The organism is Lacticaseibacillus casei DSM 20011 = JCM 1134 = ATCC 393 (assembly GCF_000829055.1).
GTDB lineage: Bacteria > Bacillota > Bacilli > Lactobacillales > Lactobacillaceae > Lacticaseibacillus > Lacticaseibacillus casei.
In genome coordinates, this window is the sequence record NZ_AP012544.1 from 2,702,497 (window position 1) to 2,721,238 (window position 18,742).

Sequence of the window (18,742 nt, forward strand, 5' to 3'; positions counted from 1 at the left end):
CATCCCGCGATCAAGGCGCCTATTTATTTACGGTTCTTATTTGTCGTTCTCCCGTCGTGTCGTCAAGGCTTTCCGCCGCTGCTCAATGCGTTCTTCACGTCGACGGTCATAGTCGCCAAATAAGATTGGATTCACTTTAACATACAAAATAATGGTCATAATGCCCATCAGGAGACACAACATCATATTGCCACCTAACAAAGCGATGGCGACACCGATCGTATCGATGAATACCAAAAAGGAGGCCATGATTTTACTCATCCGAATCATCCTTCTTCTTTTCATGACTGGTTTGACTAAAGTCTAATCCGCTCAGATCATTCAAATCAATATCATCCGCTGATTCATCCTGCTTTTTAGCCGGTGTCTTTTTGGCTTCATTAGAACCTGTCTAGTATCTTTTAAGAACTATCTTCAGGAAGGCAAATAGAACCATTTGAAGACTGCTGTTAAGGGCACGTTCACAGTTTTTCCAAAGTCGCCGACATTTGTCTAGCCAACGCCATGAACGTTCAACGATCCATCGTTGCGGTAACACCGTGAACATATGCAACTCGTTGCGTTTAGCTACCGTCGTCTTAGCATTCAAAATGAGCTTCACCTGATCCGCAAAGTCATTGCCAGTGTAGCCACCATCAACCATGACATGCTGAACCAGCTCTAAATTTTGGCTAGCCAAACTAAACATAGCCAATGCACCTGAACGATCTGATACATTAGCTCGTGTCACGAGAATGGCTTGTGGTAAACCATTAATATCAACCGCCATATGACGCTTAATCCCTGAAATCTTTTTGCCGCCATCGTAGCCACTATTTTTCGTTAAATCAGTGGTTTTAACACTTTGAGCATCAACAATCACAAACGACGTTCGGGCCGATCGGCCCTGTGCAAAGCGATAGGAAGCAACAGTTTTTTTAAAAGCCTTTCTAATAGCGAATCAGCTGTCGGGTCTGGTTTATCTCGCCACATATTGTAATAGCGGTAGACAGTGTGCCATTCCGGGAAATAGTGCGGTAATTCACGCCATTGACACCCTGTAGTAAGCGAGTAAAGGATGGCATTGAATACGTCATAAAGATCATAACGACGCGGTCTTGTATGCTTACGGAAGTTTTCTAAATCAGGTTGTATTAACGCAAATTGCGCTCGAGAAATATTGCTTGGATAATCTGGCATGACAAACTCCTCAGTCGGTTTTCCACAATTCTACCAGATTCAGCAGATACTAGACAGGTTCTTAGACTTCTTGTCTAACAATTGTAGGGCACTTCATATTCCTCAAAGCGGTGATCGAATTGATGACAATTTAGCAACGCCTATGAACCAAATGCTATCCAGAATTCATACGTTAACAACTAATGAAGCTATACGCAATAGCAACAGTGGTAAGAACAGAGCGTATGATGAACAGAATGTCCAGTATGTGATGTGGCTAACCGAGGAAGATGACCGTGTTTGTGATATTTGTGAACCACTTGATAGACAAACATTTGCCTATGGACAAGCACCGATTCCAGTCACGGATACTCATCCAAGGTGTCGTTGCCAGCTGGTAGCCTGTGATGAAGATGGGAATCTGCTGTCTGGTGAACTTGATAGGGTATTTAAGGAACAAAAAAAGCCCACTTAGTTTAAAACTAAGTGGGTCAGGAATATTAGTAATTGGCTTCGCTCACAACAAAGTCGAGGGGTGCTAACTAAGTTAGCATCTGTAATTTAGTATAAGAACCTTAAATGAAGCTTAAAAACTAATTCTTTGATTTACCGACAAAGAAAGAAACTACAGCAACAACAATTACTGCTCCAATAATTGAAGGAATAATTGCCATTCCGGCTAATTGAGGGCCCCAAGATCCGAGTATAGCTTCTCCAATAGAGGAACCAACTAATCCGGCAACAATGTTAGCAATCCACCCCATTGATTTTCCTTTGCTAGTAATTGCTCCAGCAATAGCACCAATGATGGCACCAATAATTAAAACCCATAACCAATGCATAAAACATCATCCTTTCTTATTTTTCGAAGGATGTTTTTTAGATTCGTTATAGTTTTGAATTTCTTTAAAAATGGCTAATAAAAGTTGAAATATAGAAATGATAATTGATATTTTTGACCAAAATCCAAGTCTTTTCATATGAAATCCTCCATTATCTAAATTGCATCCTTCTAAATCTAATTATAGGCAATTGAATATTTGCATACAAGTTATTCGATTGTGCCATTCTTTTTAAAATAGGAATTTTTGATTTGCCTTTTTCTCAATTACAGGCGTTAAAGAATAATTGATTTAGTTATTGCACTTACAAACAATTTAGTCTACGGACTTAAAAAGGAGTTTTGATGACCTAGATTGCATAATTAAAGTTACCACCCAGAAAATGTGAAAAAAGACCTGTCCGTTCTTGCTAAAATGGTGTTTGCATAACATACCATCTAGAGAGAAGGACAGGTCCCATGGCCATTATAACCTTAATTGAACGATCTCAGATAGAACTGATGCAACACCACACGATTCAATACATCGCCGCGACCTTAGGCCGCTCTCGTATTTCTATTAGGCATGAGCTTCACCGTTGCCCTGAAGGTGATTACTGCGCCATTATAGCTCAGGATCATGCCGATACTTGTCGGCATCGTTGTGGTCGGCACTCGATTTTAACGCCTAAGTTGAAGCGGATGGTAACTGAGAAGCTAAACCTGGGTTGGTCCCCTGAAATGGTCGGTTATGCCGTTCACTGTGCGCCACACACGATTTACCACTGGATTTATCAAAGACAAGTCGATTTTCAGCCAAGCCAACTCTTTGATCACGGTAAACGTCATAAAAGAAGACAAGACCTTCGGTCGCGCTATAACCAAGCAGTAGGCACCTCAATTGAGATTCGCAGTGAGTCAGCTAATCGGCGAACCGAAAAAGGACATTTAGAGATGGATACAGTTCGCGGTGGTCGCGGGTCAAAGACTGCTGTTTTGACCATTGTCGATCGGGTGACACGTTTAATGGCGACAACTAAGCTTGAAAACTTATCACAAAATGCTGTTCTCAAGGGATTTGCAAGACTGATGGTGGACTTTCCGGGTCCGGTTCGATCAGTGACGGTTGATCACGGTAAAGAGTTTTCCTGCGATCAGGCGCTTACAAAGCGCTATCGGATACCGGTTTACTTTTGCCACGCCTATCACCCGAATGAACGGGGCACAAATGAACGGTTCAATCGAGAACTTCGCTACTATTTCCCGAAGGGAACACAGTTTGATCAGGTTTCAGAGACCGATATTCAACAAGCCACAGCGCTTATCAATAACAAACCTAGAAAATGTCTCCGTTGGCAAACCCCAGTTCAAGCAGTGAGCAAGCCTCTTTCTAGGTGGTAACTTTATTATTGCAATCTAGGCTAGCACACCCATGCAATTAAAGTTTGATTGGTTGGATCAGTACGAACCGATATACCTTTTTTGGAGTGGGATAATTCTGGCGGCGGTGTTAATTGTTTTATTGCTTATCACACTTTTTTGGCCACGGTCACAGTCGTTATATCTTCATCAAAAGTCTGATGGTCAAGTTACCATCAGTAAGAAAGCTATTGAGCATTTTGCTCTTTCAGCACTTCAACATGAACCCTTTATTGGTAACCCCAAGGTATCAGCTAAGTTATCACGAAAAAGGATCACACTTAAAATATCGGGTGATCTACTAAATTCAGTCAATGCCAAGAAACAGACTGCAAATTTTCTCAATCAATTAAAAAAAGATTTGCGTATTTGTCTTGGAATTTCTGAACAGAAAAAAATAAAAATCCGACTCGTTGATTTCAATGAGTCGGACGCTAATGTGCATCAATCTCGAGTTGTCTAGGAGGTGATAACGTGACCGAACTCATTAAAGCCTATTTTTGGCCACTAATTGGTGGAATTATAGGATTGCTCTTAGCGGTCCTTATCATCACTTTTGGATTTTTCAAGACGCTTTTTGTTTTGATTTTTATGGCAATCGGGATTACCGCGGGTTATTATATTCAAAAAACTGGTATCTTAACAAATGTTTTTAAATAACTGTTTGAATTATAAGGAGGAAAAATTATGCAGAATGGAACGCCAAGTGAAAAAACAACAACTAACGAAAAGCCTGGTGTTAAAGGCAATTTAACATTTGATGATAAGGTTATTCAAAAAATCATTGGTATCGCACTTTCTGAAGTAGATGGCTTATTAACCGTAGATGGCGGCTTTTTCGCAAATGTTGCTGAAAAACTAGTTAATACTTCCGATGTCACATCAGGAATTGATGTAGAGGTTGGAAAAAAGCAGGTTGCAGTGGATCTCGACATTGTTGCTGAATACGGCATTGATATTTCTAAACTGTATGACAAGATCAAAAATGTTATCGTTCGGGAAGTAAAGAATATGACCGAATTAGAAGTAATTGAAGTAAATGTGAATGTTGTTGATGTCAAGACAAAGGAGCAACATGAAAAAGATTCGACTTCTCTGCAAGATCGCGTGAGCGATGCCGTCAGTAAGGGCGCAAAGAAATCGAAGGAAACATTAAGTGACAGCGTTGATAAAGTAACGTCTGACAATAAATCTAGTCGTGTTAACTAAGGGAGTGAGTAAATATGGGGCTTATTTGGTCATTAATCGTCGGGGCAATCATTGGTGCCATTGCTGGCGCAATCACTAACCGTGGTGCTGCTATGGGCTGGATTGCAAACATCGTAGCTGGTTTGATTGGTGCATGGATTGGCCAAGGGCTCCTTGGCACTTGGGGCCCTTCATTAGCTGGCATGGCATTGATACCATCGATCATCGGGGCAATTATTTTAGTTCTGATTGTTTCATTAGTTTTTGGTCGAACCAGTAAAAAGTAAGGGCGAATTTTATGGACGTCTTGAAAAGTGTATTTAAGTTTATGATTGCTTCTACGCTCATTGTAGGTGGTGTTCTCATCGGTGGCACCGTCTTGGCTGCTAAGAAGGTAAATGGCATTGGTGATACGTTGCAACAAAAATTACATGGATAATTAGCCAAATTATCTATATTAGTTATCTTAGAACGTAAATAATTTGACAATTGAAGGTCAGTTAATCAATATTTCAATTGTTATGATAACCTTTTATAAATATAGATGGTAATTTCTTTGATAATTAATAAAAGCAGGCACTTTTTTACGGCTCTGCGTCAACTGGTGTTGAAGAATAAATTTATCATTTGAGGCGGTTCTCCATTTGGGGAGCCGTCTTTGTCATGTTATGCCGTGATTTGGTAGATTCGTTTGAAGAAGTTCAGCTGATTCTTGAAGCCAAAACAGGATCGTTTGAGTGACTTGATGAGGCGGTTAACCCCTTCGATCGGACCGTTGGAATAAGGGCTGGTGACGGCGGCGAGAACAGCGACTTTGTGTCGCTTAAGCGTCGCGATCGTCATGTCCATTGCCGTACCGTTTGGCTCGTAAGTAGCTAACAGGTTTGCCAGTTCCGCGGGATGTTTCTTCACCATCAAAGCATCATGAAGCGCTAAGTAGGTCTCGTAGGTTTGCTTGAGCTTGGGCTCAGTATCAAGTGCGATATCGATGGCCTCCTGTTGCGTGACGTCTTCATTCAAACCAAACAGGAACTGTTTGTGTTTAGCGTCAGGCGCGGTTTGATGAAAAAGCCGCCAGTTTGTCTTCATGATCTTATAAGGACGGCTGTGCTTGTCATCAAGCTGTTTGAGCGCTTGGACGCGTACCTGATCAAAAGCACGAGCCGCAAGTTGAATGATATGGAACCGATCAATGACGACTTGGGCCTTGGGGAAAACCTCATGAATAATCGTCTGATAAGCTGCATTCATGTCCATGGTGACCGTCTGGACCCGAGTGCGTTCAGCGAGTGAATAATGAGCGATGAAGAAGTTTTTAATCGTGCGGTTGAATCGGTCACCAAGCAAGGCAATCAGACGATGTGAATCGGCATCAAGACAGATAAACGACATCATGCCATGAGTGGAACGGAACTCATCAAAGCAGAGTCGCGTGGGTAGCCGGCGAGCCGGTCGGAGTTTGAGATTTTGGTCAATGATCCGTTGAACCGAGGAGGCTGAGATTCCGATAATACGGGCGATGGTTTTGACTGGCAACCGTTCATGCGCTAACTTCATGATTCGTTCTGTCATGTGAGCGGCGATCGTGTGGTTGGGTTGCACGAGTGGCGTCTTGGCACTGACTGTGTGGTAACAGTTATGACAGCGCCATCGTTGCTTGTGCAAGTCAATGACTGTCGGCATTTCAACCCCGTTGAGGACGCGCACGTGGGCCGTGTAAAACCCGTTAGGGTGCAAGGCCTTAAAGCCACGCAGTGGGCACCGGGTTAACCGGTAAGTCAGCTCGGCATCAATCACATGATACTGGCGGCGACGTACCCCGTTGCCGCGATATTCATGACGAACAAAGGCTACTTTGATATTATGGTCTGGTATTCCAAGGACGGACAGTGTAGGATCGTGTCGGGACATTTACTCATAACCTCGCTTGCTTTTGGTTTCGACGCTAACAAGCATAGCATGCACACTGAGTAGGTGTCTTTTTGCGTTATCCAAAAAGGGCCTATACGTTCAGTGTTGATTATTTCTCAACACCAGAAAGTGTAGACCCATTGTTTTTGCGCCTGCGTTACCATGTTCACTTCATTCACGTGGCGGGAACGATCGCCATCCGGATCGATTTCCTGATAAAAGGCAATGTCCGGATTTTGCGCCTGCGTGGTTTTAATGACACCATTGATACTTTTTCGCACCGCTTGTTGACTATAAGCCCGCGAATATTTGCCGCCGTCCATGAAAAAACTATAACTCGGCGGATAAGAGCCGTACCCGATGTTATAGGTCATGGCCGTATACGTCTGGCCTGGCTTGAATTGGGCATCTTGCTGATTTTTGACTTTCAACGCCTGATTATCCGGCAGCCGGTAATAAGTCGTGAAAAGATAAATCAGGTAACCGCCTGCGACCAGCACGACGGCGCCAACGACAATGGCAATCCATTTCAATAAGCGTTTCACCAATATTCCCCCATTAAGTTTAAGTTTGGTTTCAATCATTATAACAGTTGTCTTTTCACCAGAGACCGGTACGATTAAGTATGTGTACACGCCTGCCATTTTCGCAAGCGGGATGCACAACTTTACATAACCTAGAATTGAAAGGAACCTGTTATGTCAGCCGAAATCGAGCGCATTTTAGCCGCTTTTGATCAATTCGATACCATCATCATTCACCGCCACATCAACCCTGATCCAGACGCGATCGGTTCACAAACCGGACTAGCGTTGCTGTTGCGGGCAGCTTATCCGCAAAAGACAGTCTACACTGCCGGCCCGGCCGCGCCCGACTTAGCTTGGATCGGGCCGCAGCAAGATGTGCCAGCAGCTGCTTATAAGGACGCACTGGTGGTGGTGATTGATACCGCCAATCGCTCGCGCATCGCCGGGACGTATTTTGGCCAAAGCGCCATGCTGATTAAAATCGATCACCATCTGAATGAAGACCAACTCGGCGCCATCAGTTGGGTCGACACCAACGCGTCAAGTGCTTCGGAAATGGTTTGGGAGCTGGTGCAACACAGCAAGCGCCTGACGCTCAATCAACCGGCTGCGGCGGCGCTTTACGCGGGGATGATCGGTGACACCGGTCGCTTCCTCTACGACTTAACCACGGCCCGCACGCATCTGGCAGCTGCCGACTTGCTTGCGACCGGCATTGACGCACCGGCGATCGGCCGCCGCGAAGACCAGTTTCCGGAAAAAGTCGGGCGACTCATCGGCTGGGCGCTGGAACATGTTAAAATTACGGCAAACGGTGCCGGATCACTGCTCATCACGCAAAAAGTGTTGCAGCAATTCGGCTTAGCTTACGGCGAAGAACAGCGCGCAGTCGGTAATATCGGCAAACTCGCTAGCATCGACCGCTGGGTGGTGTTCACAGAACGGCAGGATGGCAAATATCGCGTCGAACTGCGGGGCAAAACCAAGGAAATCAATACCTTAGCCGTGCGCCATGGCGGCGGTGGGCATCCCTTAGCAAGCGGCGCCGTGGCAGATGACCTTGCTGAAGTACAGGCAATTACGCAAGAGTTAGCGCAACAATAACTTTCATGGGAGACGAGAAAACTCTAAAAGTACTCGTTAACAAAAAGAATAAGGCATTTCTTATCGAGTTGATGAAGCAACCGGTTGTTGAAGCAAATGTCTTTAAAACATTCCAGCTCGTGTTTGAGACTAACCCGCTTGATAAGTGAAAGAAGGCTTTAAGGTCCGAAACTAGATCGGATTTTAAAGCCTTCTTCACTTATTACTTGCATACTGCGACTGGTGCTAATCGCAAGTCGCCGTTTCTACCTCAGTCTTCATCCTTCTTAGCCACAATGATAAAGCGATCTTCAAAAGTAGTAATATCACCAACGCTTGCAATAATGTCCTGTAATTGATGAAGTTTCGGCATGGCTCGGTTAACGTCAAAGTTAGGAAACTCCCAAGGAATGACCGTCGCATAGTACACAATGGCACCAACATCCGTAAAGCGCATTTTAACAAAAGAAGCATCTGCCTTTAGAATCTGGAAGCCGCTGTTCTGTAATTGCGTTATAACCTGTAACAGATTGTTGTCAGGGAACGCGGGAGCGTACTTCTCATTCAAGAATCGCGATAACGAGTAATTATTAGTTGCCCCCACTTGTTGTGAAATGAAAATACCGCCAGGACGTAAGACACGCGCAATTGCAGCAATTGGCAATCCACCATGACTATTCGTCACCACTTCGAAATGACCACTAGGCACCTGCGCCATTTGACCTTCCGGATCGGCATACAGTGTTATCCCTTGTGGTACCTGTGTCCGCTTCAACAAATCAATATTCGGCTGCCAGCCTTCTGTGACCGAAGTCTTTTTAACGGGATGATTAAATGAGCTCATCAGTTCCCCGCCGCCAGTGTCCATGTCCAGCCATTCATCAGCCGGTTGTAAATATTGCCTCACCAAATCTCGATAATTCCATGGCAAAGTAGCAGTCTCACAGCGACCCTTTAAGTGGCTAAAATCCCAGCCATGCATCGCTTGGTGACTTTCTTCAATCCAAGCCTCTTCATTTTGACTCATTGTCTTTTTACCCCATCGCTTTCAGCCGATTCGATTGCATTACCAAACTTCTCCGCAAAAGGCGTTATATATGACTCCGCCAATTCACGATTAACAATAACTTGCCACCATTCCGGCGGTATCACATCGCGTCCGCTGGCAGCCATTAATGAAGCCGCGATGGTCGCAATTGTGTCTGTGTCATGGCCTAAAGCAGCAGCGCTCATGATCCCATTTTTCAAATCACGAGCATTGGCCGCCACCCAGACTGCTGCCTCCAGTGTATCAACGACATAACCGCTTGATTTAATCGCTGACACAGGCAGCTTCTTAAAGTTGGCCGCGAACAACCGGTGATAAACCGGTATTTCTGCTTGTTCTGCTGTCGGCAACGCTTCAAACGACAGGTTCACTGCTGCCAGCGCTTGCGATAGTGTTTTTCCATGCAGTAATTGCCACAATATTTCCAGATAAATGATGCTGCCAAGCACGGCTTGTGGATGCCGATGTGTCAGTTGGGTGTATGTGCGATACTTTTTAGCCCGCTGATTGAATGCCGGCTCATCATATAACGCAATCGCCAAGGGAGCCAATCGCATCAAGGCACCATTGCCGTTTGCAAATTCAGAGGGATCGCCACACGTTGTCGGTTCAGCCTGCTCAATGACATAAGTGCGAATCGCTTTGGCACAGGTATTGCCAATATCAAACAGCTGCCCGGTTGGCGTATAAGCGCCGCGCTCCATGTACGCCACAAACTTATCCATAAGATCCGCGTAACTGCCGTCTTGAGTCAGATTGTCAATGAGTGCAAGCGTAAAAGCCGTATCATCCGACCACGTACCAGCCGCTTGCTCCCAGAATCCGCCACCGATCATCTCAGCTTCTACGGTATAAGACTTACGCTCCTTAAATTCATATGGCACGCCAAAAGCATCGCCAACAACAGCTGCCTGAAGCACTCGCATGATGCGATCCGGTAACATTCGCACACCTCCCCGTTGATGACTTAAGTTTATCATTTCATAAGGTTCATTTGGTGACTAATCGCCACTGGTCACTTTAATACCAACAATTCCGATGACCAATAAAGCGATAAAAAGCCAAGTTGCTGGCTGCAGCTGATCTTTAAACAAAACCACACCAACAATGATCGAACCAACCGCACCGACCCCGGTCCAGACCGGATATGCCAGACTTAACGGAAGATGCTTGACCGCCAACGCAAGAAAGCCAAAGCTTAAAATCATCCCTGCCAACGTAGCTAACGTAAAACCTAATCGTGAAAAACCGTGCGACAACTTCATAAACGTTGCCCAAACGACTTCAAAACCGCCTGCTAAAACTAAATAAAACCACTGCATGTTCTTTTCCTCCTGTGATTAAATGCCAGTCATCAACCATCACAGCCAAACAAAAAAGGGTGACAGTACCCGCAACCGCTACATTGACCTAATGCGGTTGCGATACTGTCACCCGGTAGTGACTAGTTATTTAAATTGCTGTTGTTAGTTATCTTTTCACATATTTACGGTGATGTCAAATTAGACAAGTAAAAGATATGTGTCAATTTGGGCAACTGCTGATTAACGCTTTTTACGACGCTTTTTACTTTTCCGCTTGCCCCGTTTATAGTCAGATAGCGAGATAGCTCTGCCTTTTGGTTTTGGCTTGGGTAAAATTGTGCCCCGCGCGCAAACATCGCAAGCAGTTCATCACCATGCTCTCTTTCGATCTTGTCATTGAAAATTAAATACAAAAGTAGATGCATCCATCTGGCAATGAGTGCCTGCGATTTCTCTAACGGCTGTGTATGAATGGTGTTGGTGATGTAGTCAAGAAAATGTTCCGGTTCCCACGTCTGTATGGTTTCTAAATATTGGGCATAAAGCGAATCACCCATCTGGACAACCGCATCAATGACCACTGATTGAGGATAAGCATCACGCAGATCCTGACTGTCTTCGGCTGCCCATGCCAATCTTATGTACTTAAGCAATTGATCGTGAACACTTGTTGCAGTGGCCAATGCCATTGCTGATCACCAATTTTGTCGACGTGTGGTTCGATACGATAGAATTAGTCAGGCTGATAACGCTCGTCTTGCGACTGATCAGCTATCTCGTCTTCTTCTATGAACGCAGCATCTGCGTCCTGTTCATCGTCTGACTCATTAAGCTCGTCAATTCCGAGGGCAGCATCAATACGATCGGTAAGACCAGTCTTGATGGGATCCATCACTTGCCAAATGTCAAATTCCCGTAAGTGAAGCGCATTAATCGCCGACAGCCAATCCAAAAAAGTTTCGATAATCCGCAAAGTATTTAGTAGCGTCATTATCTCATCAAAGTCATCTGTTTTCTCGTTAGCAAAACGCTCTAGGGATCGACGAATGTCTCCGATGGTCCACTCAGCCGGTTTTAAGCCAGAAATTTCAGCCATATCACTAAGGTACACCTGGATGACACTTGGTGCATTATCATCGAAACCCAGTGCTGAATCTGAATCCCGATACAATTTGCTGTTTTCGAATCTTGGCCAGTACTGTTTGAATTTCGCCATAACTTGAGGTGAAATCGGCTTATCGGACATGATATTTTCCCCTTTCAATGACACTACATAAACTCTGGCATTCCCAGCGCTTGCGCATCATATAGTTCCAACACCAGATTAACATTTCCCGATCATTAATTCTGTCCATCCAAGTACAAATCCTGCTCGAATCGCGACATTCATTGACTGAACATGTGAAAACTGTGTGCCATAGACGGGCAAAATATCCGGCCGCCGACTCTGAATAGTAGCGGTCAGCTGTTTAACCAATTGGACGGCAATGCCACGATGTCGATATTGCGGATCAAGAATTTCGACACTGATCTCCCAGCAGGCACCCCCGTTCTGGCTCGCACCGGCTTATGGCTTTTAATTCGCCATCAACATGATAAGCAACGCCCAATTGATCCGGGTAAAGGCGATCATAGTCGAACGCCATTGTGATTGCCTTGTTTGCTCGATAAGCGGGAATTTCATCCGCTTCAATCAGATGTATCTCCGGCATGAGATTTGACACAAACCGCTGACTCGGCACGAAAAAGGGGGCCATATTGCTCACCCTCAGACCAAAACTGCTTAATATCGTTGCTAATTTAGTTAAATTAGCCATCGACAAAAACCACGCGCCATCCTCTTCGCCAAACGCCCGCTTCAAAGCTATTAAGGCTTCTGGATTTGTCACACGCACCAACAAGCGGTTGTCCCGAATCACAATGTCCCCTTCATCGCGTGCCCAAAAACGTGCCGCGGGCTGGGGCGGTTTTGCCATAAAAAGGTTACGTGAACCTTTCAGTTCTGCCATCGACAATTGAAAATCAAGTCCTAACTGGGTGGTGATCAATGACATACTATGTCCTCACTAATAAATTCTACCCTTCCCGAATCATCATCAATTCGCGAATCGTGCCAAATCTGGTCACATCTTCCAGCACCGTATCGTTTTTCTTAAAACCAAACTGCAGGTAAAACTTCTGCGCCGCAAGATTATTGTTCAGCACCCGCACATAATTGTTTTCATAGGTTTGGCTAAGTCGTTTCAACGCATGCTCAATCAGCTGACTGCCGACGTGCTGCCGCTGGAATTGCGGTAAAACATACAACGAATATAATTCACCCCAGCCTGCATAATCTGCCATGCGCGCACGACCAAAGCTGCAAACGCCGACAATCTCTTCGGATCCAGTGATTGCCAAAAAAGTGTTCTGCCACCGTTTTTCAGGATGCCGCGATAATGGTGTGAGTTGCTTTAAAAAATCTGCTGGAATCAGATGGCGATAAGCCGACTGCCAAGTGTCGTAATAAACCCGGCTGACGGCAGTAAAATCGGTGTTGGGCGTTGCTTTAACAATGCGAATGCTCACCATGCCTAGTCACCTTCTTTTTCCAGTTGATTATGTCGTAAGATCCAATCTGCCGCAGCGGCTAAATCTGCACATTCAACCCATGTACCGCTAACATCAGCTCGGCCTGCAGCTCCGCGACCGGTTGCAACATGGATGCCCACAATGCCGGCACGACTAGCACACTGCATATCAGCCCGATAGCTGTCTCCAACAATCACAGCTTCCTCATTGGAAAAATGATACTTTAAGTGAGCCTGAGTCACGAGTCCGGTTTTCGGTTTGCGGCAATCACAGTTGGCATTTTCAGCGTGCGGACAGATAAAGGCATCCGAGCATCCCAGTTCAAGGAGCGAGCGCCGCAATTCCCCCTCGTCCAGCTCACCGGCCGCAATCCGCGTTTGATTGGTCAAGGCAAAAACCTGAAGTCCCGCTGCACGCAAAGAATGAATGCCTTCCACACTGCCTGCATATGGCACAAATTCGGCTATAGGCGTAAAGTGTCCATCCCCGCCAATCGTCCCGTCACGATCAACGAAAACAATATTTTTCGGCATTAAGTAGCGCCCCTTCATAAATAAAAACACCGAATAAGAAGCGAAAGATCGGCCTGTTAACCCTGCAAATACAACCCCCGGAACGTATCCACATCCGCATCTGTCAACTGCAAGCCCTGCCGCAAGTAATGGTCAAAACTGCCAAACTTCGTATCAATCACCTGAAAATAGTGCGCCAGATACGCAGCATCCACCTTCAGCGCCACCGCAATGGTCTGCAGTTGCGCTGCGGGAACGCCTTGCTTTTTCAAATCAGCCAGAATCACCTGATTCGCAGTCTTGCGCTCTTGATTGGTCAATAAATAATCCGCCATGATCGTTTCATTGGAAACTGCCAACAACTTCAGGATGATCGCGGCGCCAACGCCGGTGCGGTCCTTTCCCGCAAAACAGTGAAAAGCAGTGGGCTCTGGTGCCGCCAGCAAGTCGTGGATAAACGCGTGGTAGCCCGCCTGCGCCGAGTCGCTCATCGCCAGCTGTTCATAAGTCGCCAGCATGTTTTCGCGCACATCGCCTTGTTCGGTTATCATATGACCCAAGCTGGCGTCGTTGGTAGTGGCATCTTTCAAAATGTCTAACACAGTGTAGGCGGCATCTGGCAGGGTCGTGTCAGGAAACTGCGTGCGTTCGTCTGCACTGCGCATGTCAATAATATGCCGAATGCCCACTGTCGCGGTTAGATAATGTTTCTGAGCATCATCCAGTTCAAAAAGCTGCCCAGAACGATACAACAACCCCTTTTTGACCATCTGCTTATTCTTGTTGCGATAACCGCCAAGTTCGCGAAAATTTGTGATTTTTTCCAAGTCCACATCCCCTTGTGCCAAAAACGTCACTGCCTTGAATCAGGATTTCTTGCTGCATTGCGATCGCCTTTTTCAAAATAAGATGACCGGCATCACGCCTGATCCTGCTGCTGTTCAGTCGATGACCCAACCGCTGGCAAGTTCAAGTTGCGCCAATTCACTTGCTCATAATCTTCCATAAATTGTGCTATATACTGACCGGCATGTAAGTCCAAAAGCCGCCGACCGTCTTCAGAAAGATAAACCAGCAACGATTGCTGATTAGAAAAGCTGCCGATCAAATCCGACGCATAAAGCTTGGCAAGCGCATGATTCAGATCCTCCGGCAAGGCATTCATCATCACCTGCTGCCGCCTGCCTAAATGGATAAGCTGATAGAAAATCATAGCCTGCGATTCTTCGGAAAAGGTCGCGTAACTATCATCAATTTGAAACGTTGTCCCATGATGGTGCCCGTATTTAATCAGTGACAGCACAAAGAAATCCTGATAATCAAACTTTAGCCAAGTCGCCGTTTTTAAAAATTCTGTCAGCTCTTCAGTCAGCTGTGCTTGTGAACGCAAGAAAAATGTCGGCACTTTTTGAAACCCGCTGAAAGCACGGTGGTTACTGATTCGGATGGCCAAATACTGGCTCATAGGACGACCAAGAATCACATAGATTGACTGACTTTTCCGTGCACAATAGAAGCTGATGATACAGTCTTCAGCGTCTAAAGCACCAGCAATGGCCGCTTTGACTTGCAATTCGCGTTTTTCATTCATCCGATTCACCTCGATCCGCCTTCAACATCAGGGTTTGCTACTAATTTAACACAATGAAGCGCGTGTTATACCGCATTTTACTTGCCACCTCCGAAAAAGTTGGAGTCCATTGGCACAAGATTGGCATCTCATTAAAGCTCAACGATTTGCCATAAGGTTCCTTTTGTTGTACTTTAATCGCGGGAGTACTTCCATGGATTTTGTTCGCTCTAAAACCGAATCCATAGAAGTGCTCTTTGTTGTCTCGAGCCAAAACAAACGCGGCGACAGTAAAAACTGCTCGATGCAACGACTCGACCACATTCAATTTTTAAGAATGGAGCGATTATTTTGGAAAAAGATCTAGCGCCGATCACCCTTATCTCTGCCGGCCAGTCCAACATGGATGGGCGGGTACCCGTGACGGAACTACCCGCCGACATTCAGCTGCCGCTGGCGGATTGCCACTATTGCAGCAACTACACCCCTGATCACGATAAAGGCGTCTTTCAGCCCAGTTTGAAAACCAGCGATTTATCTCAGGATCGCTGGGGCTTCGACTTGGTGACCTACCACAACATTTTGCAGCGGACGCCTTATCAAGGTCTATACGTCATCAAATGTTCCGAAGGCGGGACATCGATCGACCCAACCGGTGATGGTGATCGCCACTGGACCACGCATTTTGACGAACTCGCTTCGCCTGATGACTCTTTGCTGCTGGCATTCACCCACCTCATCAAACAGTGTCTCGCGGCGAGTCAGCAACACCTCGACATCAAGGCCATGCTGTGGCATCAAGGTGAAGCCGACCGCGGATCCTATTCGCAAGCTGCCGCCGATCACTACTATGACAATCTCAAAGCTGTCTTCACTTACTGCCGCCAGTTAGTCGGCAACGCTACCTTACCCATCATCTGCGGCACCGTCAGCCATCACTCCGAACAATACGACCCGCAAGTCGAAAAGAGCATGAGCCAACTAGCATCGGAAGACCCTAACATCCACATGATCGACATGCAAAACGGCACTTTGCTGGACGCCTATCATTTTGACGCCAAAAGCGCCGAGTTCTTTGGTAACCAAGTCTTCAACTGTTTAATTGACCAGAAGATCATCGAGGGCAAAAAGTTAGATCTGCCCGCAGTTAAGATTTATTGACTTCCGAATATTTACTTACAGAAAAAGCCTCCCATACCGGAGACTTTTTTGATGATGTCAAAATGTTGTTGAGTACTAATCGTCAAACCGGATACACAACATGAAACGATTCGAGAACGATTCGCGCTGTCGCTGGGTCAAAGGGTTTACCTGCTTCCACATACTCGCCTTTAAAAAATGCTTCGTGAACCTGTCGCCAATAGGCTAAACTGCGATCTCCCTCACCTTCACGAAACGCATGGTCGGCCGTCACCGCTAAAAATGGCTGGACTTCGACAGCATCCGTGTAAGTCACGCAAACAGGTTCGTTGGATGCATTTAAAATCACATCATACGCGCCTGTTTGTGGCAATGGTTCATCGACAGCATATACATCTCGTGCACTTGCTGTTGCCATCTTTTTGCCAGCAAGCACGAGTGCTTCCAATTTATCTGCTTCAGCGCCAAACTGATACGCGCTTTGTAACGGTGTGGATCTCGACAGACCCAACGCCTGCTTTGCCTGGGTGAAATAGGTTTCTGGTGTCATTATTTTGCTCCTTACTTAGATGGTTCAATCGAACGAATACCTGCCGATTTTGGTCAATATATCTCGAAGATTTGAAGAAACAGCCGCCTTCAAAAATATATCTCCTAGAAATGGCCAAAATGAAGAGATATATTTTTAAGTGGGGTAAGCATTGTGATTCTTTTCACTTCCAATGCCCACGCTCACTTGTGATACGGACTACCAATATTAATCATAAAAGCGCGGTAGATCTGCTCCATCAACACCAAGCGCATCAGCTGGTGCGGCATGGTTAATTTCCCGAAGCTTAAGGTGTCGTTGGCGCGCTTCATGACGGCCGGTGACAGGCCAAGCGAGCCGCCGATCACAAAGGTAATATCCGAGTGGCCATATGTACCGAGATCGGCAATTTCTTTCGCGAAAACCTCGGAGGCGCGCTGTTTGCCTTCAATCGCTAGGGCAATCACCCATTCCTTATCCTTGATTTTGGCCAAAATACGTTTACCTTCTTTGTCCTTAACCTCCGCCATTTCGGCTTCGGAAAGATTCTCCGGTGCTTTTTCATCCGCCACTTCAACAATTTTGACTTTGGCGAACTTGTCCATCCGTTTTAAATACTCCGCGATACCTTCACGAAAATACTTTTCTTTCAACTTACCGACACCAATGATTTTAATATTCACGTTACTTGCCGCTCCCGTCATCATGCTCACGCCACAATCTTGTCTTAATTCAAGTATACCAGACGTTCTGTTGGGTTTAGCTATTGTCATCGTTCGGTTTTTAGCGCAAAATGTACAGGTTGAGTTTTTTTCAAATGAGGTAAATTGATGATTGTTATTCGGCGTCTGATCAGAGATCGGGTCCTGCAGATCACCGGCTTGTTGGTCGTCATAAGTCTATTCATAGGCCGGCCTAAAATAAGCGACATAAGTTTTGCCACATTATGGTCCATCCTTGCCATGATGACGGTGATTCAAATCTTCGAACACCTACATATTCTTGATTACTGGGCATATCGGTTAACGTCCCGGGCGAACAACACGCGCCAGTTAACGTGGTGGTTTATTTTCCTTGCCATTTTTGCCAGTATGTTTCTTTCCAACGATGTCACAGTTTTAACGCTGATACCGTTATATCTGCGCGTGGCCAAGAAATATCAGCTGCCGGAAATTCTCCCAGTAACCTTGATCGGAATGGCTGCTAACTTTGGTAGCGCCTTCACCCCGTTCGGTAACACCCACAATATTTTCCTGATGCATCAATTCCAGATTAATCTAAAAGAATTTTTCAGCTGGTCAATCCCGTTGCTGGCCTGCAGTTTCCTGGTATTGGTGTTGCTTAGCCTGTTTTTGCGCAACGTCCCGGTACCCAACGTGCCCACCGAACATATTCATATCCAGATACGGCCAACGATTTTTGCCGTCATCGTTGCGTGCGTCGTTTTCGCCGGGGTGATTGGCCTCGTCCCAGCTTGGGTCGGCGCGGTATTAGCAATTCTCCTTTCAGTCGCCCTTGATCCAAAAGATATGAAAGATGTGGATTATGCGGTCGTTTTGACCTTCGCCGGTTTTTTCGTGATTGTCAGCGTGGTCGGACAGATTCCATGGGTCACCCATTTTATTGCCAGTCTTGAAAATTCAGAGGATTCAGTTTACTTAAGTGGGGTTCTGACCAGTCAGGTTATTTCCAACGTTCCGTCCACCGTTCTGTTGGCCCGATTTACCGGCTATGTTGAAGCGTTGTTTTATGGTTCCAACATTGGCGGCGTGGGCACTTTGGTCGGTTCGATGGCTAACTTGCTGGTTTTCAAACAATATTTGGTTTATGGCAGTCGCCCACACGCGCGTTTCTTTGTCGGGTTCACCGTGTTCAATTTAGTCGCGCTGGTCATTTTGGGATGTGCCGGCTATTGGTTAACCGTCCGCTAATCGTCGTATAATGAAAAGCAAACGGAGGTGG

General features: G+C 45.8%; 25 protein-coding genes and 3 pseudogenes. 10 read left to right on the forward strand and 18 right to left on the reverse strand.

The window, feature by feature from the left end; translation table 11 throughout:
- Nucleotides 1-36: 36 nt before the first annotated feature.
- Nucleotides 37-261: a hypothetical protein gene (locus LBCZ_RS12975; protein WP_025013972.1), complete on the reverse strand. Its 225-nt coding sequence runs from the start codon at nucleotides 259-261 to the stop codon at nucleotides 37-39.
- A gap of 130 nt (nucleotides 262-391) precedes the next feature.
- Nucleotides 392-1,179 (reverse strand): IS5 family transposase gene (locus LBCZ_RS15160; protein ID WP_144340550.1). Its coding sequence is split into 2 segments (ribosomal slippage): nucleotides 392-912 and nucleotides 912-1,179, totalling 789 coding nucleotides; the frame shifts between segments, so codons are not numbered across the junction.
- On the opposite strand from LBCZ_RS15160, the gene LBCZ_RS12985 reads away from it, so the two are divergent.
- Complete coding sequence (locus LBCZ_RS12985; protein WP_225423330.1) at nucleotides 1,178-1,633, forward strand: minor capsid protein; 456 nt, start codon at nucleotides 1,178-1,180, stop codon at nucleotides 1,631-1,633. The genes LBCZ_RS15160 and LBCZ_RS12985 overlap by 2 nt on opposite strands.
- Before the next feature lie 118 nt (nucleotides 1,634-1,751).
- Here LBCZ_RS12985 and LBCZ_RS12990 read toward each other — a convergent pair whose 3' ends face one another.
- Nucleotides 1,752-2,000: a GlsB/YeaQ/YmgE family stress response membrane protein gene (locus LBCZ_RS12990; protein ID WP_003606447.1), complete on the reverse strand. Its 249-nt coding sequence runs from the start codon at nucleotides 1,998-2,000 to the stop codon at nucleotides 1,752-1,754.
- Between the two features lie 6 nt (nucleotides 2,001-2,006).
- Nucleotides 2,007-2,138, reverse strand: coding sequence for a hypothetical protein (locus LBCZ_RS16590; RefSeq protein WP_263853177.1), 132 nt, complete (start codon nucleotides 2,136-2,138; stop codon nucleotides 2,007-2,009).
- Between the two features lie 320 nt (nucleotides 2,139-2,458).
- Between LBCZ_RS16590 and LBCZ_RS12995 the strand changes: the two genes are divergently transcribed.
- From LBCZ_RS12995 to LBCZ_RS16170, 6 genes and pseudogenes are all read left to right on the forward strand, one after another.
- The gene (locus tag LBCZ_RS12995) at nucleotides 2,459-3,379 is read left to right on the forward strand and encodes an IS30 family transposase (RefSeq protein ID WP_144340551.1); all 921 of its coding nucleotides are present in this window, start codon (nucleotides 2,459-2,461) and stop codon (nucleotides 3,377-3,379) included.
- Between the two features lie 22 nt (nucleotides 3,380-3,401).
- Nucleotides 3,402-3,860 (forward strand): annotated as a pseudogene (gene amaP / locus LBCZ_RS13000) (alkaline shock response membrane anchor protein AmaP); the annotation flags it as partial.
- 11 nt (nucleotides 3,861-3,871) lie between these two features.
- Complete coding sequence (locus LBCZ_RS13005) at nucleotides 3,872-4,057, forward strand: DUF2273 domain-containing protein (RefSeq protein WP_025014030.1); 186 nt, start codon at nucleotides 3,872-3,874, stop codon at nucleotides 4,055-4,057.
- A gap of 27 nt (nucleotides 4,058-4,084) precedes the next feature.
- A complete protein-coding gene (locus tag LBCZ_RS13010) occupies nucleotides 4,085-4,606 on the forward strand; it encodes an Asp23/Gls24 family envelope stress response protein (RefSeq protein ID WP_025014031.1) in 522 nt (173 codons plus the stop codon).
- A 14-nt stretch (nucleotides 4,607-4,620) separates the two neighbouring features.
- A complete protein-coding gene (locus LBCZ_RS13015) occupies nucleotides 4,621-4,872 on the forward strand; it encodes a GlsB/YeaQ/YmgE family stress response membrane protein (protein WP_016378630.1) in 252 nt (83 codons plus the stop codon).
- Between the two features lie 11 nt (nucleotides 4,873-4,883).
- Nucleotides 4,884-5,024 (forward strand): hypothetical protein, encoded by a 141-nt coding sequence (locus LBCZ_RS16170; protein WP_107750403.1) that lies wholly within the window; start codon nucleotides 4,884-4,886, stop codon nucleotides 5,022-5,024.
- A 227-nt stretch (nucleotides 5,025-5,251) separates the two neighbouring features.
- Here LBCZ_RS16170 and LBCZ_RS13020 read toward each other — a convergent pair whose 3' ends face one another.
- A complete protein-coding gene (locus tag LBCZ_RS13020) occupies nucleotides 5,252-6,496 on the reverse strand; it encodes an ISL3 family transposase (RefSeq protein ID WP_041084820.1) in 1,245 nt (414 codons plus the stop codon).
- A gap of 137 nt (nucleotides 6,497-6,633) precedes the next feature.
- Nucleotides 6,634-7,041 (reverse strand): annotated as a pseudogene (locus tag LBCZ_RS13025) (hydrolase); the annotation flags it as partial.
- Between the two features lie 153 nt (nucleotides 7,042-7,194).
- Here LBCZ_RS13025 and LBCZ_RS13030 point away from each other — a divergent pair.
- Nucleotides 7,195-8,127 (forward strand): DHH family phosphoesterase, encoded by a 933-nt coding sequence (locus LBCZ_RS13030; RefSeq protein WP_039639862.1) that lies wholly within the window; start codon nucleotides 7,195-7,197, stop codon nucleotides 8,125-8,127.
- Nucleotides 8,128-8,377: 250 nt separating this feature from the next.
- Here LBCZ_RS13030 and LBCZ_RS13035 read toward each other — a convergent pair whose 3' ends face one another.
- From LBCZ_RS13035 to LBCZ_RS13080, 10 genes and pseudogenes are all read right to left on the reverse strand, one after another.
- The gene (locus tag LBCZ_RS13035; protein WP_032958887.1) at nucleotides 8,378-9,133 is read right to left on the reverse strand and encodes a hypothetical protein; all 756 of its coding nucleotides are present in this window, start codon (nucleotides 9,131-9,133) and stop codon (nucleotides 8,378-8,380) included.
- Nucleotides 9,130-10,098, reverse strand: a complete 969-nt coding sequence (locus LBCZ_RS13040) for an ADP-ribosylglycohydrolase family protein (protein ID WP_025013412.1) — start codon at nucleotides 10,096-10,098, stop codon at nucleotides 9,130-9,132. Before LBCZ_RS13040 ends, LBCZ_RS13035 begins: the two co-directional genes overlap by 4 nt.
- Nucleotides 10,099-10,155: 57 nt before the next feature.
- Entirely contained in the window at nucleotides 10,156-10,476 is a 321-nt protein-coding gene (locus tag LBCZ_RS13045) for a DMT family transporter (RefSeq protein WP_025013411.1), read from the reverse strand.
- Nucleotides 10,477-10,640: 164 nt separating this feature from the next.
- The gene (locus tag LBCZ_RS13050; RefSeq protein ID WP_025013410.1) at nucleotides 10,641-11,147 is read right to left on the reverse strand and encodes a hypothetical protein; all 507 of its coding nucleotides are present in this window, start codon (nucleotides 11,145-11,147) and stop codon (nucleotides 10,641-10,643) included.
- A gap of 44 nt (nucleotides 11,148-11,191) precedes the next feature.
- A complete protein-coding gene (locus tag LBCZ_RS13055) occupies nucleotides 11,192-11,704 on the reverse strand; it encodes a hypothetical protein (protein WP_025013409.1) in 513 nt (170 codons plus the stop codon).
- 78 nt (nucleotides 11,705-11,782) lie between these two features.
- Nucleotides 11,783-12,512: pseudogene (locus LBCZ_RS13060) on the reverse strand (GNAT family N-acetyltransferase).
- A 22-nt stretch (nucleotides 12,513-12,534) separates the two neighbouring features.
- Nucleotides 12,535-13,029: a GNAT family N-acetyltransferase gene (locus LBCZ_RS13065; RefSeq protein WP_025013408.1), complete on the reverse strand. Its 495-nt coding sequence runs from the start codon at nucleotides 13,027-13,029 to the stop codon at nucleotides 12,535-12,537.
- A gap of 2 nt (nucleotides 13,030-13,031) precedes the next feature.
- A complete protein-coding gene (locus LBCZ_RS13070) occupies nucleotides 13,032-13,562 on the reverse strand; it encodes a D-glycero-alpha-D-manno-heptose-1,7-bisphosphate 7-phosphatase (RefSeq protein WP_025013407.1) in 531 nt (176 codons plus the stop codon).
- Between the two features lie 56 nt (nucleotides 13,563-13,618).
- Nucleotides 13,619-14,374, reverse strand: a complete 756-nt coding sequence (locus LBCZ_RS13075) for a tyrosine-protein phosphatase (protein ID WP_025013406.1) — start codon at nucleotides 14,372-14,374, stop codon at nucleotides 13,619-13,621.
- 86 nt (nucleotides 14,375-14,460) lie between these two features.
- Nucleotides 14,461-15,132, reverse strand: coding sequence for a hypothetical protein (locus LBCZ_RS13080; RefSeq protein ID WP_025013405.1), 672 nt, complete (start codon nucleotides 15,130-15,132; stop codon nucleotides 14,461-14,463).
- Between the two features lie 330 nt (nucleotides 15,133-15,462).
- On the opposite strand from LBCZ_RS13080, the gene LBCZ_RS13085 reads away from it, so the two are divergent.
- On the forward strand, nucleotides 15,463-16,272 hold the full coding sequence (locus LBCZ_RS13085; RefSeq protein ID WP_025013404.1) for a sialate O-acetylesterase: 810 nt from the start codon (nucleotides 15,463-15,465) through the stop codon (nucleotides 16,270-16,272).
- A gap of 82 nt (nucleotides 16,273-16,354) precedes the next feature.
- On the opposite strand, the gene LBCZ_RS13090 is transcribed toward LBCZ_RS13085, so the two are convergent.
- Nucleotides 16,355-16,801 (reverse strand): ASCH domain-containing protein, encoded by a 447-nt coding sequence (locus tag LBCZ_RS13090; protein ID WP_025013403.1) that lies wholly within the window; start codon nucleotides 16,799-16,801, stop codon nucleotides 16,355-16,357.
- Nucleotides 16,802-16,983: 182 nt separating this feature from the next.
- Entirely contained in the window at nucleotides 16,984-17,463 is a 480-nt protein-coding gene (gene rlmH / locus LBCZ_RS13095; protein WP_025013402.1) for a 23S rRNA (pseudouridine(1915)-N(3))-methyltransferase RlmH, read from the reverse strand.
- 147 nt (nucleotides 17,464-17,610) lie between these two features.
- Between rlmH and LBCZ_RS13100 the strand changes: the two genes are divergently transcribed.
- Nucleotides 17,611-18,711, forward strand: coding sequence for an SLC13 family permease (locus tag LBCZ_RS13100; RefSeq protein ID WP_025013401.1), 1,101 nt, complete (start codon nucleotides 17,611-17,613; stop codon nucleotides 18,709-18,711).
- Nucleotides 18,712-18,742: the final 31 nt, after the last annotated feature.

Bases quoted from the DNA above. Each gene is read 5' to 3' on its own strand.
- LBCZ_RS13010 (WP_025014031.1), top strand. From the start codon at position 4,085: ATGCAGAATGGAACGCCAAGTGAAAAAACAACAACTAACGAAAAGCCT.
- LBCZ_RS12995 (WP_144340551.1), top strand. From the start codon at position 2,459: ATGGCCATTATAACCTTAATTGAACGATCTCAGATAGAACTGATGCAA.
- LBCZ_RS13055 (WP_025013409.1), bottom strand. From the start codon at position 11,704: ATGTCCGATAAGCCGATTTCACCTCAAGTTATGGCGAAATTCAAACAG.
- LBCZ_RS13090 (WP_025013403.1), bottom strand. From the start codon at position 16,801: ATGACACCAGAAACCTATTTCACCCAGGCAAAGCAGGCGTTGGGTCTG.
- LBCZ_RS12975 (WP_025013972.1), bottom strand. From the start codon at position 261: ATGAGTAAAATCATGGCCTCCTTTTTGGTATTCATCGATACGATCGGT.
- LBCZ_RS12985 (WP_225423330.1), top strand. From the start codon at position 1,178: ATGACAAACTCCTCAGTCGGTTTTCCACAATTCTACCAGATTCAGCAG.
- LBCZ_RS13015 (WP_016378630.1), top strand. From the start codon at position 4,621: ATGGGGCTTATTTGGTCATTAATCGTCGGGGCAATCATTGGTGCCATT.
- LBCZ_RS13030 (WP_039639862.1), top strand. From the start codon at position 7,195: ATGTCAGCCGAAATCGAGCGCATTTTAGCCGCTTTTGATCAATTCGAT.
- LBCZ_RS13050 (WP_025013410.1), bottom strand. From the start codon at position 11,147: ATGGCATTGGCCACTGCAACAAGTGTTCACGATCAATTGCTTAAGTAC.
- LBCZ_RS13100 (WP_025013401.1), top strand. From the start codon at position 17,611: ATGATTGTTATTCGGCGTCTGATCAGAGATCGGGTCCTGCAGATCACC.
- LBCZ_RS13065 (WP_025013408.1), bottom strand. From the start codon at position 13,029: ATGGTGAGCATTCGCATTGTTAAAGCAACGCCCAACACCGATTTTACT.
- LBCZ_RS13045 (WP_025013411.1), bottom strand. From the start codon at position 10,476: ATGCAGTGGTTTTATTTAGTTTTAGCAGGCGGTTTTGAAGTCGTTTGG.
- LBCZ_RS13040 (WP_025013412.1), bottom strand. From the start codon at position 10,098: ATGTTACCGGATCGCATCATGCGAGTGCTTCAGGCAGCTGTTGTTGGC.
- LBCZ_RS13070 (WP_025013407.1), bottom strand. From the start codon at position 13,562: ATGCCGAAAAATATTGTTTTCGTTGATCGTGACGGGACGATTGGCGGG.
- LBCZ_RS12990 (WP_003606447.1), bottom strand. From the start codon at position 2,000: ATGCATTGGTTATGGGTTTTAATTATTGGTGCCATCATTGGTGCTATT.
- LBCZ_RS13020 (WP_041084820.1), bottom strand. From the start codon at position 6,496: ATGTCCCGACACGATCCTACACTGTCCGTCCTTGGAATACCAGACCAT.
- LBCZ_RS13035 (WP_032958887.1), bottom strand. From the start codon at position 9,133: ATGAGTCAAAATGAAGAGGCTTGGATTGAAGAAAGTCACCAAGCGATG.
- LBCZ_RS13080 (WP_025013405.1), bottom strand. From the start codon at position 15,132: ATGAATGAAAAACGCGAATTGCAAGTCAAAGCGGCCATTGCTGGTGCT.
- LBCZ_RS16170 (WP_107750403.1), top strand. From the start codon at position 4,884: ATGGACGTCTTGAAAAGTGTATTTAAGTTTATGATTGCTTCTACGCTC.
- LBCZ_RS16590 (WP_263853177.1), bottom strand. From the start codon at position 2,138: ATGAAAAGACTTGGATTTTGGTCAAAAATATCAATTATCATTTCTATA.